Consider the following 17,446-nt stretch of genomic DNA (forward strand, 5'->3'; position numbering starts at 1 on the left):
AAGCCGCTCCCCGAACAACGTCGAGGGGACCCCGAGATGATCCAGCTCCTCGGCACCATCATTCGCGGACTCAGGTCGCGTGCCCTGCTCACCGTCGGCTCGATCCTGCTCGCGGCCCTCGCCATCGGGTCGGCCGCCCTCGGGCCGATCTTCTCCGAGGCCGTGACCAACTCCTATGTCGTGACCCGGCTGCAGGAGGCGTCGGCGGCGTCGACCGACCTGTCCCGGATCTACACACCCGACGGCGCCCTCGAACCGGAGGTCGCCATCCAGCGTGCGATCGCCGCCTCCGACTCGCTCAACGTCGGGCCCCGGGGGTGCGTCGCAGGCGACCCCGGTGTCGGACGAGTACAGCGCGCTGACCGGCGTCGCCACCTTCTGGTCGCGCGACGACGTGTGTGCCGGTCTGGAGATCGACGGACGCTGCCCCTCGGCCCCGGGCGAGGTGCTGATGCTGGCCTCGGACGCCGAGCGGGCGGGTGCGAAGCTCGGCCGGCCGCTGGAGATGAACGTCTTCGAGCCGGCGCAGCTCAGGGGCACCCTGCCGCGGTCCCCGCTGCCGACGGTGGCAGTCGTCGGCACCTACGCCACGCCCGTGGCCGACGACCGGTGGACCTACCCGCAACGTCTCCGCTCGACCAGCGAGCGGACGCAGCCCAACGGGGACTTCAACCCCTACCAACCGGCACCGCTGCTGACCACGCACGAGACGGTGGACTCGCTCGGTGCGCAGGCCCGGCGCGTGCAGGTCGACACCCCGCTCGACGTGCCCGCCGACGTGACGCCCGCCGACCTCGCCGACGCGGTCAGCACGGCGACCAACCTCGAGGGCACCGACGAGGTCGACGGCGGCACGCTAGAAGGGGTTCCCGCCTCCAACAGCCTCGAACGGTTCGAGCGCGACGTCCGCGCCCAGCAGGCCACCGCGCAGAAGTCGATCGCGCCGGCCGTCCTCTCCCTCGTGCTGGTGGCCCTCGCGCTGCTGATGCGGCTGCTGATGGCGGCCAGCGAGATCCGGGTCCCCGAGCTCGCGCTCGCCTCCCTGCGCGGCGTCTCGTCCCGGCGCCTGTGGATGCTGGGGCTGGCCGAGCCGCTGGTCGTGCTGGCGACCGCCGTCCCGCTCGGAGTCGGTTTCGGCGTCGGGCTGTCGGCGGTCCTGACGCGCCAGTGGCTGGTCCCGGGGCTGCCGCTGCCGCTGCCGTGGATCAGCTGGGCCGCGGCCGCGCTGGTGCTCGTCGCCGCGATCGCAGTCGCCTGTGTGGCCGTCGGGATGGTCGTGCGCGACACCCCGGCCTCCCAGCTCTCCGGGGTACGCCGCCCGCAGGCCTCGCGCCGCTGGTCGGTGGTCGCCCAGCTGACCACGGTGGCGCTGGCGCTCGCCGTACTCATCTCGAAGCTGTCGGCCTCCGGCCAGAAGGCGCCCGACCTCACCGACATGCTGCTGCCGGTGCTGCTCGCCGTGGTTGCCGGCCCGGCCGCGACCCGGCTGATCGCATCGGCGGCGACGTGGTGGACGAAGCGGCGGGCGCTGACGAAGTCGCTGGGCGGCTTCGTGTCGGCGCGCGATCTCGCGGCGACAGGAGGGCACGCTGGTGATCCTGCCGGTGACCGCAGCCATCGCGGTCGCGGTGTTCGGTGCCGGTGTCTACGACTCGGCGGCGACGTGGCGCGGCAGCGTGGCCGCCACCGCCTCGCCGGCCGGCACCACCCGGTCGTCGTCGCTGTCGCTGCGCGAGACGCGAGACCTCACGCACGTGATCGACCCCGAGGGCGAGTGGCTGATGGCGGCCGCGTCCGTGCTCAACCCCGGCGCGAGCTTCGCCGTCGTCGACGCGTCGCGCCCGGCGGCCGTGACCACCCGGCCGGAGACGTGGAGTCCCGGCCGCACGGTCGAGCAGGTCGCCGCCGACATCACGCTGCCCGGCGCCATACCCGAGCTCGTCGGCAGACGACTGTCCATCACCGTCGACAACCGGGGCGCAGACGTCGCGCCCCCTCAGCATCGAGGCGCGGTTCGGCAGCGTCGGGGGCGTGCCCGAGCGCGGCTACCTCGGGCCGTTCCCCGCCGGCGAGAGCACGCAGAGCGTCCCTCTCCCGAAGACCTGCCGCGTCGGCTGCCCGCTGGAGGGCCTCACGCTGGGTGGCGGCGCCGGTACGACGATGGAGATGGCCGGCTCCGCGCGGGTGCTGTCCATCGCGGTGGACGGAGTGGTCGTGGACGACGCGATCGCCGGTGCCGCGTGGGCGCCCACCGCCGGCAGCAAGGCACCGTCGTCGATCTCCGACATCGACAGCTCCGGCGACACCATCGACCTCACCTTCGACTCGGCCGCGGGCTCCTCGATGGCACGACTGACCGCCGGCGGCATCTCGTTGGAGCGACCCGCCCTGCGCGGTGTCGACGTCCGCGACGCGGCGTTCGTCGACCTCGTCACCCGCGAGCCGGCGGGCATGATCCAGTCGACCCGATCGGGGAGGAGCTGCTCGGCATGCCCTTCGTCGGCCCCGCCGGCCTGCTCGTCGACTACTCCTCCTTCATCGCCGACCGCTCCGTCTACGACAACCTCTTCACCACCCGGGTGCTGATGCGGTCTGGGGCGCCCGCCGCCATGTCGACGGCGCTGGCGGAGGCCGGGCTCGCGGTGGAGACGACCTACGCCGGGCAGAAACGGGTGCTCGACCAGAGTGCCTACGCGCTGGCCCTTCGTCTCTACGCCGTGGTCGCCGCGCTGGTGCTGCTGATGGCGCTGGCCGGCCTGTTCGTCTCCACCGCCGTCCAGCTCCCGGCCCGGCGCCGCGACGCTGCGGCGCTGCGCGTCGTCGGCGTACGCCGATCGTCGGTGATGTCCGCCGTCGCGCGCGAGTTCCTCGTGGTGCTCGGCGGGGCGGCCGTGGCCGGCATCCCGGCCGGCTCGCTCGCGCAGTACGTCGTGCTGCGCACGATTACCCTCGGGGTGGTCGACGCGATCTCCACACCACACCTCGTGGCCGCGATCTCGCCCCTGCGCCTCGCCGCGCTCGCCGCCATCGCGATCGTGGTCCTCGGCATCGCGGCGTTCTTCTCCGCGTCGTTGACCGTCCGGGGTGCTCGTGGGTCGACCCTGCGGGAGTCGGCCCGCTAGGGGTGTTGTTGAAGTTCCCTGACATGTGTCGAAGTCCCCGGATATCCGGGGACTCCCTCACGTGTCAGGCGTTGCAACACCCCACACGTGACGGACTTCCCTGACCAGTCCGAAAGAATCTTCAGCCGACCTGTCGTATCCATCCGGACCCGTTCGTAGACATGATGAAGGCCCGCCAAGAGGGCCACCTACCAGAGGAAATCTCATGCCGCAGTACCTGCTCTCCGTCGCCATCGACCCCACCGACGCGGCCCCGTCGCCCGAGGACATCCAGCCGATCTACGAGGCCGTCGACGCGTTCAACGACAAGGTCCGCGAGTCCGGCAAGTGGGTGTTCGCCGGCGGCCTCGAAGGCATCGAGGCGGCGACCATCGTCGACGCGACGGGCTCCGAGCCGATCGTGACGGACGGTCCGTTCGCCGAGGCGAAGGAGTACCTCGGCGGTTTCTGGATCATCGAGGCGGCCGACCTCGACGAGGCCCTCGTCTGGGCCAAGGAGGGTTCGGCCGCGTGCCGGGGCAGGGTCGAGGTCCGGCCCTTCCAGTCCGCGTAATGCCTGAAGACTTCGAGGCTGCGCTCTCTCGCATCCATCGCGAGGAGTACGCCGCCGTGGTGGCCTCGCTGGTACGGCGTTTCGGCAGTATCGACATTGCCGAGGACGCCGCCAGCGAGGCCCTCGTGGCCGCTCTCGAGCACTGGCCGACCGCCGGGATCCCCCCGAACCCCGGTGGTTGGCTGACCACCACAGCGACCCGCAAGGCGATCGACAAGATCCGCCGCGAGTCCAACCGTGACACCAAGCACCAGCAGGCAGCGATGATCATCGACCCCACCCCACCCGAGGACTCCGGCGTGGTGGACGACGACCGGCTGCGGCTGCTCTTCACCTGCTGCCACCCGGCGCTCGCGCCGGAGGCCCGGGTCGCCCTGACGCTCAAGCTGATCGGCGGCCTGACGGTGGAGGAGATCGCCGCCGCCTTCCTCGTCCCCGACACGACGATGGCCCAGCGCATCACCCGCGCGAAGCGCAAGATCTCCGACGCGCACATCCCCTACCGCGTGCCGCAGGCGGCCGACCTGCCCGCGCGACTCGGCGGCGTCCTCGCCGTCGTCTACCTCATCTTCAACGAGGGCTACCTCTCCTCATCGAGCGCCGACTCGATCCGCGACGACCTGTGCCCGGAGGCGATCCGGCTCGCCCGGCTCCTGCGCGCGCTGATCCCGACCGAGCCGGAGGTCACCGGCCTGCTCGCGCTGATGCTGCTGACCGTGGCCCGGCGTCCGGCCCGCGTCGCCGGCGGCGAGCTGATCACCCTCGGCGAGCAGGACCGCGGCCGTTGGGACCGCTCACTCATCGAGGAGGGGCATGCGCTCGTCCACGAGTGCCTCGCGATCAACCGCCCCGGGCACTACCAGCTGCTCGCCGCCATCAACGCCGTCCACACCGACGCCCCCGCGGCCAGCGACACCGACTGGAGCCAGATCGCTGCGCTCTACGACCAGCTGTACGCCGTTTCGCCCACGCCCGTCGTCGCGCTCAACCGCGCCGTGGCGATCGCCGAGCTGGACGGTCCAGTGGTCGCGCTCGCGGCGGTCGACCGGCTCGAGCTCACGACCTACCACGCCCGGCACGCGACCCGGGCGGACCTGCTGCGCCGACTCGGCCGGAGCAGCGAGGCGGCTGCGGCGTACGACTCGGCGATCGCGGCCACCGACAACCCGGCCGAGCGGGCCTACCTCACGCGGCGTCGCGGCCAGCTGACCGCTGATTGAGCAGGCGCGCCAGCGCCGTGTCGAAATCAAGGGCGCTTGGTTTCGACACGCTCGTTCCTCCTGCTCAACCGGCGGGGGTCAGGTCGATGCAGCGGTTGACCCAGACGCTGGTCGTCACCATCCCGACCTTCTCGTAGAGCCCGAGCGCACCGGTGCGCGAGTCGGTGCTGAGCTCTGACACCGTCGCGCCGTGCTCGCGGCCGGCGGCGAACGAGTCGACGAGCAGCGCTTGCGCGAGGCCCCGGTTGCGCTGGTCCTTGCGGGTCCCGAGCCCGGAGATGTACGCCGTCCCGTTCTCGGACAGGAACACGATCGCGGCAGCGGCGACCGCCCCCGACGAGTCGGTCACGACCCGCGAGCTCCACGACTCGTAGCCCGGTCGCTGCAGCACCTGCGCGGTGAACGCCTCGAACGTCTCGCGGTCGCGCTCCGACCACTCGAGGAAAGCGTCCTCGAGCACGTCGTGCATCGCGACGAGCTGGTCGGGCCGGGCCTCGCCGACGGCGTAGCCGTCGGGCAGGTCGCGGTGCTCGATCTCCGCGCCCTCGGGCAACGCCGGGACCCAGCTGGTCCACCGGATGCGGTAGCCGAGCGTCGCCAGCAGGCGATCGCCTGCCGAGCCCTCGGGCACGGGCATCCCGATCAGGGTGGCGCCGCGAGACTTCGCGTGCTGCCGCAGCCGGGCCGCCAGCCAGGTGCCGATGCCGCGACCGCGGTGGTCCGGGTGGACGGCCGCATCGACGCGGTCACCACGCATGTGCTCGGCGTAGGCGACGAGCTGCTCGTCGGCGTACACACCGATCGAGGACGCCTCGAGGTCATAGCCCGGCAGCGCCCAGTCGCTGATGAGGTCGGCCTCCTCGATGTCGACGGACCCGATGTCGTGCTGCTCCCGGGCGGCGATGAGGTCGAAGAGCGCACGCGACTCACTGCGCTCGAGCGGACGCGTGGTGAGGCCGTCGGGCAGGGCGTCGATCATGTCGCGAATTGTGCGCCGTACCGCGCTCGGTGTCGCGTGCTTTTCGACCGTGACGGGAATCGCCCCGCCGTCGAAGAAGCCGCCGAGCGTGATAACCACTACCGTGGCAGCGTGAGTGACCTTCCCCAGACCGCCAGTTCCGACGCCGCCGACGCCCCCCGGGTGATGTTCGCCGACCTTGGCCTGTCCCCGCAGGTGATGAAGGCGCTCGCCGACGTGGGCTACGAGTCCCCCTCGGCGATCCAGGGCCCAGACCATCCCGCCGCTGCTCGAGGGACGCCACGTCGTCGGCCTCGCGCAGACCGGCACCGGCAAGACGGCCGCCTTCGCGCTGCCGATCCTGTCGCAGCTCGACCTCTCCCAGAAGACGCCGCAGGCGCTCGTGCTCGCGCCCACGCGCGAGCTCGCGCTGCAGGTCTCCGAGGCCTTCGAGAAGTACGCCGCCCACATGAAGGGCGTGCACGTCCTGCCGATCTACGGCGGCCGGGGGTACGGCGTCCAGCTGTCCGCGCTCCGTCGTGGCGTCCACATCGTCGTCGGCACCCCCGGTCGGATCATGGACCACCTCGAGAAGGGCACGCTCGACCTGTCGCAGCTGCGCTTCCCGGTGCTCGACGAGGCCGACGAGATGCTGAAGATGGGCTTCGCCGAGGACGTCGAGACGATCCTGTCCGACACCCCTGACGACAAGCACGTCGCGCTGTTCTCGGCGACGATGCCCAGCCAGATCCGCCGGATCTCCAAGAAGTACCTCCACGACCCGGTCGAGATCACCGTCAAGAACAAGACGACGACGTCGTCCACGATCACCCAGCGCTACCTCATCTGCTCCTACCCGCAGAAGGTCGACGCCCTGACGCGCATCCTCGAGGTCGAGGCCTTCGAGGGCATGATCGTCTTCGTCCGCACCAAGAACGAGACCGAGCTGCTCGCGGAGAAGCTGCGGGCTCGGGGCTTCTCGGCCATGGCCATCAACGGTGACGTGCCGCAGGTCCAGCGCGAGCGCACCGTCAACCAGCTGAAGTCGGGCAAGCTCGACATCCCGGGTCGCCACCGACGTCGCCGCCCGCGGTCTCGACGTCGAGCGCATCAGCCACGTCATCAACTACGACATCCCCACGGACACCGAGTCCTACGTCCACCGCATCGGTCGCACCGGTCGCGCGGGCCGCTCGGGCGACTCGATCGCGTTCGTCACGCCGCGCGAGAAGCACCTGCTGCGGGCCATCGAGAAGGCCACGCGCCAGCCGCTGACCCAGATGCAGATCCCGACGATCGAGGACATCAACTCGACGCGCCTCAACCGCTTCGACGACGCCATCACCCGGGCGCTGTCCGGCGACAAGCTCGACTTCTTCCGCGACATCGTCGCTCACTACATGAAGGAGAACGACGTCCCGGAGGTCGACGTGGCGGCTGCCCTCGCGGCGGTCATGCACGGCGACCACCCGCTCTTCATGGAGGCCGCGCCGGAGCCGGCGCGTCGTGACTTCGACACCCGCGAGCAGCGCCCGGAGCGCGGCGGCGGCAAGAAGCCCGAGCGCCGCCCCCGCGGTCGCACCGACGTCGACATGGCGTCCTACCGCCTCGCGGTCGGCAAGCGCCACAAGGTCGAGCCGCGCCGGTCGTCGGCGCGCTCGCCAACGAGGGCGGCCTGTCCCGTGGCGACTTCGGGCACATCGACATCCGCCCCGACTTCACCCCCGGTCGAGCTGCCGCGAGACCTGCCTGCCGGCACCCTGGATCGCCTCTCCGGCACCCGCATCTCCGGGAAGCTGATCGAGATCCAGCTCGACAACGGAGCACCGGCCGGCCGTCCGGCCCGCACGTCGACGTACGACAAGAAGCCGCGCCACAAGTCCTGACGAGTCGGCGCATGTTGCATGCCGAGTCGGCGCAAGTCACCCACCGAGTCGGCGCAACCTCGGCGCCATCGCGGCGGTGAGTGAGCCACATTCCAGACCGCAGGAATGTGGCTGCGCCACCTCAGGTGAGCGCGTCCCGTCCGACCCGCCGAAGTGGCGGTGGCCCACCCACAAGATCCCTGCCGGAAATGTGGCTCACACACCGCCGGGCGGTGCGCTTCGCCGTACGGCGTTCGCAGCCCGCACGCACAGAAGCCCCGCCACCAAAGTGGCGGGGCTTCCGCAACTCACGCCGACTCGGCGTGCAACTCACGCCGTCTCGGCCGGCAAGTTGCGCCGACTCGGCGCGCAACTTGCGCCGACTCGGCTCAGGCGGACTTGATCGCCGAGATGTCGAACTCGAGCTTGACCTTCTCGGAGACGAGCACGCCACCGGTCTCGAGGGCGGCGTTCCGTGTGAGGCCGAAGTCCTTGCGGTTGACGGTGGTCTCGCCCTCGAAGCCGACGCGGGTGTTGCCGAAGGGGTCGACTGCCGAGCCGGTCTGCTCGAAGTCGATCGTGACGGACTTGGTCACGTCCTTGATGGTCAGGTCGCCGGTGATGGCCCAGTCGTCGCCGTTGCGCTTGACGTCGGTGGAGACGAAGGTGATCGCCGGGTAGGTCTCGGTGTCGAAGAAGTCGCCGGACTTGAGGTGGCCGTCGCGGTCGCCGTTGCCGGTGTCGACCGAGGTGACGTCGATCGAGAGATCGACCTTGGAGTTGGCGGGCGTCTCGGTGTCGATCGTCGCGGTGCCGGTGAAGGCGCCGAACTGGCCACGCACCTTGGTCACCATCGCGTGCCGGGCCACGAAGCCGAGGCGCGAGTGGGCGGTGTCCGGGGTGTAGTCGCCGGTGATGTTGTCGATGGCGATGGTGGGGGCGTCGAACTGCGACATGGGGGGATCTCCTTGAAGGTTGATGAGCAGTAGTACAACTTTCAACAACCATGGTGCCAGAATATTCCCGCCAGGTCGAGATCAGCAGAAAAATGACTGCGAGCCGCGACCCCGAAGGGGGCGCGGCTCTGCAAAGCGGGGGGCGGTGCTCAGGCAGCGTGGGCTGCGGCAGCCCCGGGCTGACTCCAGCGTGCCTCCATGTGGGTGCGGCCGGCCTCGTCGGCCACCACCACCCGTGCAGACAAGCCCGTTGGTCGTCTTGTTGTCCCTCATGTGACATCTCCTGTTCACTTTCTGTTCACCAAAGGTACCTCATCCCCACCTGAACGCCAAGAGAACGCCGATATCCGTGTCGAACCTCCACCTGATGGGGCGAATCGCGGAACTCAAGGCAACGTCCGCTCCACCTTGGCGGCAGGACGCGCAGGAAGGACGCAGTCAGGAGTCGGCTCGCGGGGCGGGTGGGGCGAAAGTCCACCCTCCGGGGCAAATGCGAGCGGCCCCTTGCTGCATGGGGTCAGCAAGGGGCGCGCGAAGGGAACCTTCTCACCTCCGCACAGATGTGTCTTGAGATCGAGGGAAACCCCTTCAGTGGTGAGGACCACCCGGGCGAGACTCGACCATTCGGCTGACAGTCGAGGGTTCATCCAGCAGCACCTGTGACAGGTGGGTCACCGGTGCCATGATGGCGGCCATGGGACAACTGCCTGAGCTGCTGTTCATTGCCGGTGAGTGGCGAGAGGCCAACGACGGTGCTCGCTTCGCCGTGGAGGATCCCGCCGACGGCAGCACCCTCGCCAAGGTCGCGGACGCGGGCGAGGTCGACGCCGCCGACGCTCTCGACGCGGCCGTCGCCGCGCAGGCGGGCTGGGCGCGCACGGCGCCGCGCGATCGTGGTGAGCTGCTGCGTGCGGCGTACGAGCTGCTCATCGAGCGCAAGGACGAGTTCGCGCGGGTCATCAGCCTCGAGATGGGCAAGCCGCTGGCCGAGGCGGCCGGCGAGGTCGCCTACGGTGCGGAGTTCTTCCGCTGGTTCTCCGAGGAGGCGGTGCGCATCCACGGTCGCTGGATGTCGGCGCCCGACGGCAGGAGCCGCCTGCTCACCACGAAGCGTCCGGTCGGCCCGTGCCTGTTCGTGACGCCGTGGAACTTCCCGATCGCGATGGGCACCCGCAAGATCGGCCCGGCGATCGCGGCCGGGTGCACGATGGTCGTCAAGCCGGCCGCGCAGACGCCGTTGACCATGCTCAAGCTCGCCGAGCTGCTGCACGAGGTCAGCCTGCCCGGCGGCGTCCTCAACGTCATCCCGACCACCACCCCCGGTCCGATCGTGAGCGGACTGATGGCCGACGACCGGCTGCGCAAGGTGAGCTTCACCGGTTCCACCGCCGTCGGCAGGCAGCTGGTCAAGCAGTCGGCCGACAACCTCCAGCGGGTCAGCATGGAGCTCGGCGGCAACGCGCCCTTCCTCGTCTTCGCCGACGCCGACCCGGACGCCGCGGTCGACGGCGCGATGCTGGCCAAGATGCGCAACATGGGGGAGGCCTGCACGGCCGCCAACCGGTTCCTCGTGCACGCCGACGTGGCCGTGGAGTTCGCCGCCGGGCTCGGAGAGCGCATGGGCGCCCTGACCGTCGGTCGCGGCCGGGACGACGGTGTCCGTGTCGGGCCGCTCATCGACGCGGACGCCGTCGACTCGGTCAGCCAGCTCGTGACCGACGCGATCCACGACGGCGCGAAGGTGGTCGTCGGCGCCGAGCGCCCGGCCGGTGCCGGGCACTTCTATCCTCCGACGGTGCTCATCGACGTACCGCCCGAAGCGCAGATCAACGCCGTCGAGGTCTTCGGGCCGGTCGCTCCGATCACCACCTTCACCGAGGAGGACGAGGCGATCGCAGCCGCCAACGCCACGGAATACGGCCTCGCGTCCTACGCCTACACCCGCGACCTCGACCGCACGCTGCGGCTGGCCGAGCGGCTGGAGTTCGGCATGCTCGGCATCAACACCGGGCTGGTCTCCAACCCCGCGGCACCCTTCGGCGGCGTGAAGGCGAGCGGGTTCGGTCGCGAGGGCGGCTTCGAGGGCATCGAGGAATACCTCGACACGACGTACGTCGCACTGCCGGTCACCTGAGCAGAGCCGGTCAGACCGGGTCGCGGCTGCGCGGGGTCGTCGGTGCGCTCGGCTGCGGTCTCGTCCGGGGCGAGCGCGGGCGGCGGGGTGCGGAACCCGCGGGTGAGGTAGGCCAGCCAGCCGAGGCCGAGCAGCAGCCAGACCGCACCGAGGGTGAGCGCTCGCGAGTCCAGGGTTGGTCAGCAGCCAGAGCACGAACGAGAGCCCGATGAGCGGCGCCACCACCCACCCCAGCGGGTTGCGCCGGTGGGTGTGCCGATCCTTGAGGTACTGCGCGATCACCGCGATGTTCACGAACGCGAACGCCGTGAAGGCGCCGAAGTTGATGAACGAGGTCGACGTGGTGACGCTCAGGACCCGGGGCCAGCAGACCCACGGCGCCGGTGAGCAGGAGGTTGACGACAGGCGTGTGGAACCTCGGGTGCACCCCGGCGAAGATGCTCCGCGGCAGGACGCCGTCGCGGCCCATGGCATACATCAGCCCGGCTCCCGCTGCCCGGATCGGGATGCCGGCGGTGAACTGCGCGACGATCACGGTGGCGAGGAAGACCGCTCCGAAGAGGTTGCCGCCCACCTGCTTGGCGATGTCGAGGGGAGCGCTGCCCGCGTCGTCGAAGACCCCGCCCGGGTGGACGAGCTGGAGAACGTAGGCAACCACCACGAAGATCAGGCCCGCGATGGCGGCGGTCAGGACGATGGCACGAGGGACGGTACGGCGCGCGTCCACCGTCTCCTCGGCGAAGGTGCTCAGTGCGTCGAAGCCGATGAAGCTGTAGCCGGTGAGGGCGGCGCCCGCGGAGACGGCCGCGATGGTCGAGGTGCTGTTCCAGAACGGCTCGGCGCTGATCAGGGCGCCGGCGCCCGAGTCGCCGGCCACGGAGGTCAGCGAGAGCACCACGAAGAGGACGAGCACCAGCACTCGGAACGCGACCGGGGCGAGGTTGACCCGCGTCGCGACGCTGATGCCGATGACGTTGACGGCCGTGGTCAACACGATGAACCCCAGCAGGAACGCCCAACCGGGAACCCGGGGGAACTGGTCCGTCAGGTAGACGGTGCCGAAGAGCCACACGACCATCGGCAGGAAGAAGTAGTCGAGGAGGACGGTCCACCCGACCATGAACCCGACGCGCGAGTCGATGGCCTTGCGGGTGTACGTGTAGGCGGAGCCGGCGGCGGGATAGAGACCGGCCAGCTTTGCGTAGCTCAGGGCGGTGAACACCATGGCGACGCTGGCCACGGCGTAGGCCGTCGGCAGTGTCCCGCTGCTGGCCTCGGAGAACACCCCGAACGTGGTGAGGACGATGAAGGGCGTGATGTAGGCGATCCCGAACAGGATCAGTGGCCAGAGGGTGATGGTGCGCTCGAGGCGTGGGTTGTCGGTGGTCATGTCGGTGCTCCTGACGAGTCGCGCCGGGCGGGGGCCCAACTGCTGGGATCGAGGTGGCCGCTGTAGAGCGGCAGGGGGACGTCGGGGTCGCCGGGGGCGCGCCTGCGCCCACATCCGGTTGAGGCCGCAGGTGCCGGTCGTGCGCGTCTTGGTGACGGTGTCGAGGTCGATGACGTCCGTGAGTCGCTCCTCGGCGACCCCGGAGGCCCGGGCCCGGACGAGACCCTCGGGGTCGACGATGATGCTGCGGCCCATCCCGATGGGGCCGGCGCTGTTGACGCTGAGGACGAAGACTCGGTTCTGGATCGCGGCGGCCCGGGCGAGGACCAGCTCCTGCTCCCGATCGGCGGTCGTGGTCTGGGTCGGGATGATCACCAGCTCCGCGCCCATCCGGGCGAGGTGGCGCACCACCTCGGGAAACCACAGGTCGAAGCAGACGGCCAGTCCCACCCGCCCGACGTCGGGGATGTCGAAGGTGACGAACTCGGTGCCCGGGTCGAAGGGTTCGCTGGGTCGCCGGGGGAAGATCTTGCGATAGCTCGCCACCACCTCGCCTGCCGGTGAGATGGCGATCGCGGTGTTGAACACCTCGCCCCGGGGGCCGCGCTCGACGACGGTCCCGGGCACGAGCCAGACGCCGGCCTCCCGGGCGATCTCGCACAACGCCGCGACGCGTGGCCCGTCGAGCCCCCTCGGCGACGTCGGCGAAACCCGCGCCCTGACCTGCCCCACCCGCGGCGGGCGTACAGGTGAAGAGCTCCGGGTAGACGAGAAGGCGCGTCTGGGGGAAGGCCGTCATCAGGTCGGTGACGTCGGCGCGCAGCACGTCGAGCGCGCGGTCGACGGGCGGGGGTTTCGCTGTGCCACGAGCAAGGGGACGAGTCTCATGTGAACCTCCGTTGTGTCACCTCAAGGTAGGTGTCAGAGATCACGTCGGGAAGATCCGTGCTGCACAATCGGTCGCTGCGCGACTGTGCACTTCGGGCCTTGCCGATCAGGCCTCGCGGTCCGCCAGCTGGAGCGCGATCCAGGCCCCGACGCGCACGCGCGGGTCGTCGAGGGGACTGCCCGGGGCCGCCTCGATCTGCGCGATCCGGTTGGCGACGGTGTTGCGGTGGATCCCCAGCTCCCCGGGACACCTTCAGCCGTGAACCGTGGTGCCGCAGGAACGATCGCAGCGTCGTCACGAGCGCCTCGTCGTCGATGCGCGCGAGGAACGAGGCGGCGAAGGCGTCGCTGCGCTCCCGGTCGAGGATGGTGAGCGGGCCTTCGCGGACCAGCTGCTCCCACCGCACCACGGGCACCGCCGTCGTGGCCGAGGCCAGTGAGTGCGCCGCGTTGGTCCAGCTGACCACGGCGTCCTCGACGCCCTCGGGGTCGCCGACTCCCACCAGCAGGCCCCGGCCGGACATGGTCGTGAGGTGCCGCCCGATGCCGCGGGGGCCGTCCACGACCCAGAGCTCGCCGGGCGCGCGGCCGGCCAGCAGGGCGTCGTCCTCCACCGGGCCGAGGGCCTCGTCCAGCAGGGCATCGGGCCCGGACGCGCGCGCCACGACGACCCGACCCTCGAGCACGGGTGCCCCCGCCGCGGTCGCCTCCAGCACCATGGCGGCAGTCCGGACGTCACCCTCGAGCAGCAGCTCCAGCGCCCGCATCCGCAGGCCGCGGTCGGTGTCACGGCGTACGGCGCGCGACTGGGCCACCGGGCCCAGCAGTGCGACCGCCGTGGTGATCGCTGCGCGGTCGGCGTCACCGGCCCGACCGGGGACGTAGACCGCGAGGTGGGCGACCGGCCGCCGTGCCACCCCCACCGGCTGCACGACGAGAGTCCCTGACCCCGTCTGCACACTGGCAGCGGCCCTGAGCCCCTGCGGTCGGATGCGCTCGACCTCGATGGCCACCGCGTCGAGGTCCGGGGCGTCGCGAGCCACCCCCGTCGGTGCGACGGCGTCGCGCCCGACCGGGGCCGCCGCCCCGCGCACGATGCTCGCGAGCCGCGCGACCACGGCCGCCGACTCGTCGGCGCTCAAGGCCGCCCGGGTGAGCTCCTGCTGTGCCTTCAGGGAGCTGCGAGCAGCTCCCTCCGCGTCGCTCTCGAGCATCGAGGCCACCGCACGACTGATCGCGACGAACGTGGTGTCGCGCGGCACCTCGAAGAGGTTGAGCCCCCGGGTGCGGCACGCCGCGACCAGCCCGGCCGGGATCGTGCGGTGCGTCAGCCCGGTCGCGAATCCCGGGCCCACGACGGCGCGTGCTCGCAGCCGCTCGACGTACACCGTCCACTGGGACCGCCAGCCGCGCATCTCCGGGCCGGTGGTCAGCAGCACCTCGCCGCCCTCGAGGAAGGGGGCCGGGTCGGCGAGCTCGCTCGTCGCCACCCACCTGATGTCCGCCCCGGGCTCCGGCAGGTGCACACCCTGCAGGGACAACGGCGCTGTTCCCACGAGCTCGGCCATCGTCACCATGGGTGACATGTTTGCACAACTGACGTGCCAATGAGGTGCGGAACTGCCCTGTCGCCGCAGCACCTCCCTGTCTAGCGTCAGGACAACGGCCAGAGCCGGTCCGCCGCCACCTTCGATCCGCCGGGAGAAACCCATGACCGAGATCCACGTTCCCGCCCGGGGCGGGCCCAGCATCCCCGGGAACGGCGGCTGGTCAGCAGCATCCCGGGGCCCGCGTCGCTCGCGTTGCACGAGCGCAAGGCCGCGGCCGTCGCGGCCGGGGTCGGCACGACTCTCCCCGTCTACACCGTCGCGGCCGGCGGCGGTGTCATCGTGGACGTCGACGGCAACTCCCTGATCGACTTCGGCTCCGGCATCGCCGTCACCACCGTGGGCAACAGCGCCCCCCGCGTCGCGGCGGCGGTGGCCGAGCAGGTGCAGTCGTTCACGCACACCTGCTTCATGGTCACGCCCTACGACGCCTACGTCCGGGTGGCCGAGGCGCTCAACCGGCTCACCCCCGGCACCCACGACAAGCGCACCGTGCTGTTCAACTCCGGCGCCGAGGCCGTCGAGAACGCGGTCAAGATCGCCCGGGCCCACACCAAGCGGCAGGCCGTCGTGGTGTTCGACCACGCCTACCACGGGCGCACCAACCTGACGATGGCGATGACGGCCAAGAACATGCCCTACAAGAGCGGCTTCGGACCGTTCGCGTCCGAGGTCTACCGCGCGCCGGTCTCCTATCCCTTCCGCGACAGCGGGATCGACGGACCGGCCGCCGCCCGCCGGGCGATCGACACGATCGACAAGCAGGTCGGCGCCCAGAACCTCGCCGCGCTCGTCATCGAGCCGATCCGGGGCGAGGGCGGGTTCATCGTCCCCGCCGAGGGCTTCCTGCGCACGCTCGTCGAGTGGTGCAGCGCCAACGGGGTCGTCTTCGTCGCGGACGAGGTGCAGACGGGCTTCGCCCGCACGGGCGAGATGTTCGCGTGCGACCACGAGGGCGTCGTGCCCGACCTGATCGTGACCGCGAAGGGCATCGCCGGCGGCCTGCCGCTGTCCGCGGTGACCGGTCGCACGGAGATCATGGACGCCCCACACGTGGGTGGCCCGGGGGGCACGTGCGGCGGTAACCCGATCGCCTGCGCCGCCGCGCTGGCCGTCTTCGAGACCATCGAGGAGGACGGTCTCGTCGACCGGGCCCGCGCGATGGGCAAGACCATGATGGAGCGCCCGGAGTCCTTCGCCGACCCGCGCATCGGGGACGTCCGGGGACGCGGCGCCATGGTGGCCGTCGAGCTGGTGAGGGCCGGCACCACGGACCCCGACGCCGATCTGACGAAGGCCGTCGCGACCGCCGCGCACCAGCAGGGCCTCGGTGGTGCTGACGTGTGGCACCCACGGCAACGTGCTGCGCTTCCTGCCCCCGCTCTCCATGCCCGACCACCTGCTGGCCGAGGGACTCGACGTCCTCGAGCAGATCTTCAAGGACGCTCGATGACGAACACGATCGAGACGACCACGGACCACGGTCCCCTCGACGACGCCCGCACGCAGCTGCGCGAGGCTACGACGATGCTGGGCTACGACGCCGGCCTCTACGAGATGCTCGCGACCCCGCGTCGCGAGGTGACGGTGAGCATCCCGTTGCGCCGCGACAACGGCGACACCGAGCTGCTGGTCGGCCACCGGGTCCAGCACAACTTCTCCCGCGGCCCGGCCAAGGGCGGCCTGCGCTACTCCCCGGACGTCAACCTCGACGAGGTGCGGGCGCTGGCCATGTGGATGACCCGGAAGTGCGCGCTCCTCGACGTGCCCTACGGCGGAGCCAAGGGCGGTGTGCGCATCGATCCCCGCCACTACTCCCGAGGCCGAGCTCGAGCGCGTCACCCGCCGCTACACCAGCGAGATCAGTCCGCTGATCGGTCCCGACCGGGACATCCCGGCCCCCGACATCGGCACCGACGAGCAGACCATGGCGTGGCTGATGGACACCTACTCCGTGCAGCAGGGCCACACGGTCCTCGGGGTGACGACCGGCAAGCCGGTCAGCCTCGGCGGCTCGCTCGGGCGGGCCACCGCCACCTCGCGCGGTGTCGTGCACGTGGCGCTCGCCGCGCTGCGCTCGCGCGGCATCGACCCGGTCGGCGCGACCGCCGCGGTGCAGGGATTCGGCAAGGTCGGCCGCTATGCCGCACGGTTCCTCGCCGAGGCGGGCGTTCGCGTGGTCGCCGTCTCTGACCAGTACGGCGCCATCGGCTCGCACACGGGCCTGCACATCCCCTCCGTGGAGAAGCACGTCGACGTACACGGCTCGGTCGTGGGCTTCCCGGCCGGCGAGGAGGTGGACGACGTGCTCACCCCCGGACGTCGACCTGCTCGTCCCCGCCGCCGTGGAGGGAGTCGTGCACGCGGGCAACGCCGACCGGATCCGCGCGAAGGTCATCGTCGAGGGGGCCAACGGCCCGACCACCCCGGAGGCGGACGCGATCCTGCAAAGCCGGGGGAGCCTCGTCGTCCCGGACATCCTCGCCAACGCCGGTGGGGTCGTCGTGTCCTACTTCGAGTGGGTGCAGGCCAACCGGGCGTTCTGGTGGTCCGCCGACGAGGTCGAGGCCAAGCTCGCCGACCGGATGACCACCGCGTGGGACCGCGTCACCGAACACGCGGCCCGCCACGACCTCCCCTGCGCACAGCGGCGACCTGCCTCGCCGTCGAGCGCGTCGCCCAAGCCCACCTCCTGAGAGGCCTCTACCCGTGACCGCCACCGCCACCGCGACCTTCGTGGTCCGCAACCCCGC

The 17,446-nt window shown here is 70.9% G+C and carries 11 protein-coding genes and 4 pseudogenes; 11 read left to right on the top strand and 4 right to left on the bottom strand.

The features are described from left to right. The first annotated feature begins 337 nt into the window (after positions 1 to 337). From LP418_RS12260 to LP418_RS12275, 4 genes are all read left to right on the top strand, one after another. On the top strand, positions 338 to 2,356 hold the full coding sequence (locus LP418_RS12260) for an FtsX-like permease family protein (RefSeq protein WP_257956471.1): 2,019 nt from the start codon (positions 338 to 340) through the stop codon (positions 2,354 to 2,356). Between the two features lie 133 nt (positions 2,357 to 2,489). Next, positions 2,490 to 3,122 carry an FtsX-like permease family protein gene (locus LP418_RS12265; RefSeq protein ID WP_257956472.1) on the top strand — a complete coding sequence of 211 codons (633 nt, stop codon included), beginning with the start codon at positions 2,490 to 2,492 and terminating at the stop codon, positions 3,120 to 3,122. A 205-nt stretch (positions 3,123 to 3,327) separates the two neighbouring features. Then, positions 3,328 to 3,675, top strand: coding sequence for a YciI family protein (locus LP418_RS12270; RefSeq protein ID WP_257956473.1), 348 nt, complete (start codon positions 3,328 to 3,330; stop codon positions 3,673 to 3,675). After that, positions 3,675 to 4,895 carry an RNA polymerase sigma factor gene (locus LP418_RS12275; RefSeq protein WP_257956474.1) on the top strand — a complete coding sequence of 407 codons (1,221 nt, stop codon included), beginning with the start codon at positions 3,675 to 3,677 and terminating at the stop codon, positions 4,893 to 4,895. The genes LP418_RS12270 and LP418_RS12275 overlap by 1 nt, the downstream gene beginning before the upstream one ends. Positions 4,896 to 4,959: 64 nt before the next feature. Here LP418_RS12275 and LP418_RS12280 read toward each other — a convergent pair whose 3' ends face one another. After that, a complete protein-coding gene (locus LP418_RS12280) occupies positions 4,960 to 5,874 on the bottom strand; it encodes a GNAT family N-acetyltransferase (protein ID WP_257956475.1) in 915 nt (304 codons plus the stop codon). A 265-nt stretch (positions 5,875 to 6,139) separates the two neighbouring features. On the opposite strand from LP418_RS12280, the pseudogene LP418_RS12285 reads away from it, so the two are divergent. The 3 genes and pseudogenes from LP418_RS12285 to LP418_RS12290 all read left to right on the top strand — a co-directional run. Next, positions 6,140 to 6,853: pseudogene (locus LP418_RS12285) on the top strand (DEAD/DEAH box helicase); the annotation flags it as partial. Between the two features lie 121 nt (positions 6,854 to 6,974). Next, positions 6,975 to 7,280: pseudogene (locus tag LP418_RS33255) on the top strand (helicase-related protein); the annotation flags it as partial. Positions 7,281 to 7,307: 27 nt separating this feature from the next. Further along, positions 7,308 to 7,739 carry a hypothetical protein gene (locus LP418_RS12290; protein ID WP_257956476.1) on the top strand — a complete coding sequence of 144 codons (432 nt, stop codon included), beginning with the start codon at positions 7,308 to 7,310 and terminating at the stop codon, positions 7,737 to 7,739. 368 nt (positions 7,740 to 8,107) lie between these two features. On the opposite strand, the gene LP418_RS12295 is transcribed toward LP418_RS12290, so the two are convergent. Continuing rightward, entirely contained in the window at positions 8,108 to 8,674 is a 567-nt protein-coding gene (locus tag LP418_RS12295) for a YceI family protein (protein WP_257956477.1), read from the bottom strand. A 694-nt stretch (positions 8,675 to 9,368) separates the two neighbouring features. Here LP418_RS12295 and LP418_RS12300 point away from each other — a divergent pair. After that, positions 9,369 to 10,808, top strand: a complete 1,440-nt coding sequence (locus tag LP418_RS12300) for an NAD-dependent succinate-semialdehyde dehydrogenase (RefSeq protein ID WP_442940174.1) — start codon at positions 9,369 to 9,371, stop codon at positions 10,806 to 10,808. A 10-nt stretch (positions 10,809 to 10,818) separates the two neighbouring features. Here LP418_RS12300 and LP418_RS12305 read toward each other — a convergent pair whose 3' ends face one another. Then, positions 10,819 to 12,930 (bottom strand): amino acid permease, encoded by a 2,112-nt coding sequence (locus LP418_RS12305; RefSeq protein WP_257956478.1) that lies wholly within the window; start codon positions 12,928 to 12,930, stop codon positions 10,819 to 10,821. 152 nt (positions 12,931 to 13,082) lie between these two features. Beyond that, the gene (locus LP418_RS29860) at positions 13,083 to 14,663 is read right to left on the bottom strand and encodes a PucR family transcriptional regulator ligand-binding domain-containing protein (protein WP_272496332.1); all 1,581 of its coding nucleotides are present in this window, start codon (positions 14,661 to 14,663) and stop codon (positions 13,083 to 13,085) included. Between the two features lie 225 nt (positions 14,664 to 14,888). Here LP418_RS29860 and gabT point away from each other — a divergent pair. The 3 genes and pseudogenes from gabT to LP418_RS12320 all read left to right on the top strand — a co-directional run. After that, a pseudogene (gene gabT / locus LP418_RS12315) lies at positions 14,889 to 16,484 on the top strand (4-aminobutyrate--2-oxoglutarate transaminase); the annotation flags it as partial. Next, a pseudogene (locus tag LP418_RS33260) lies at positions 16,483 to 16,920 on the top strand (Glu/Leu/Phe/Val family dehydrogenase); the annotation flags it as partial. The pseudogenes gabT and LP418_RS33260, both read left to right, overlap by 2 nt. After that, a complete protein-coding gene (locus tag LP418_RS12320) occupies positions 16,835 to 17,389 on the top strand; it encodes a hypothetical protein (RefSeq protein ID WP_257956480.1) in 555 nt (184 codons plus the stop codon). The pseudogene LP418_RS33260 and the gene LP418_RS12320, both read left to right, overlap by 86 nt. Positions 17,390 to 17,446 lie beyond the last annotated feature (57 nt).

Source organism: Nocardioides sp. B-3 (genome assembly GCF_024703895.1).
GTDB lineage: Bacteria > Actinomycetota > Actinomycetes > Propionibacteriales > Nocardioidaceae > Nocardioides.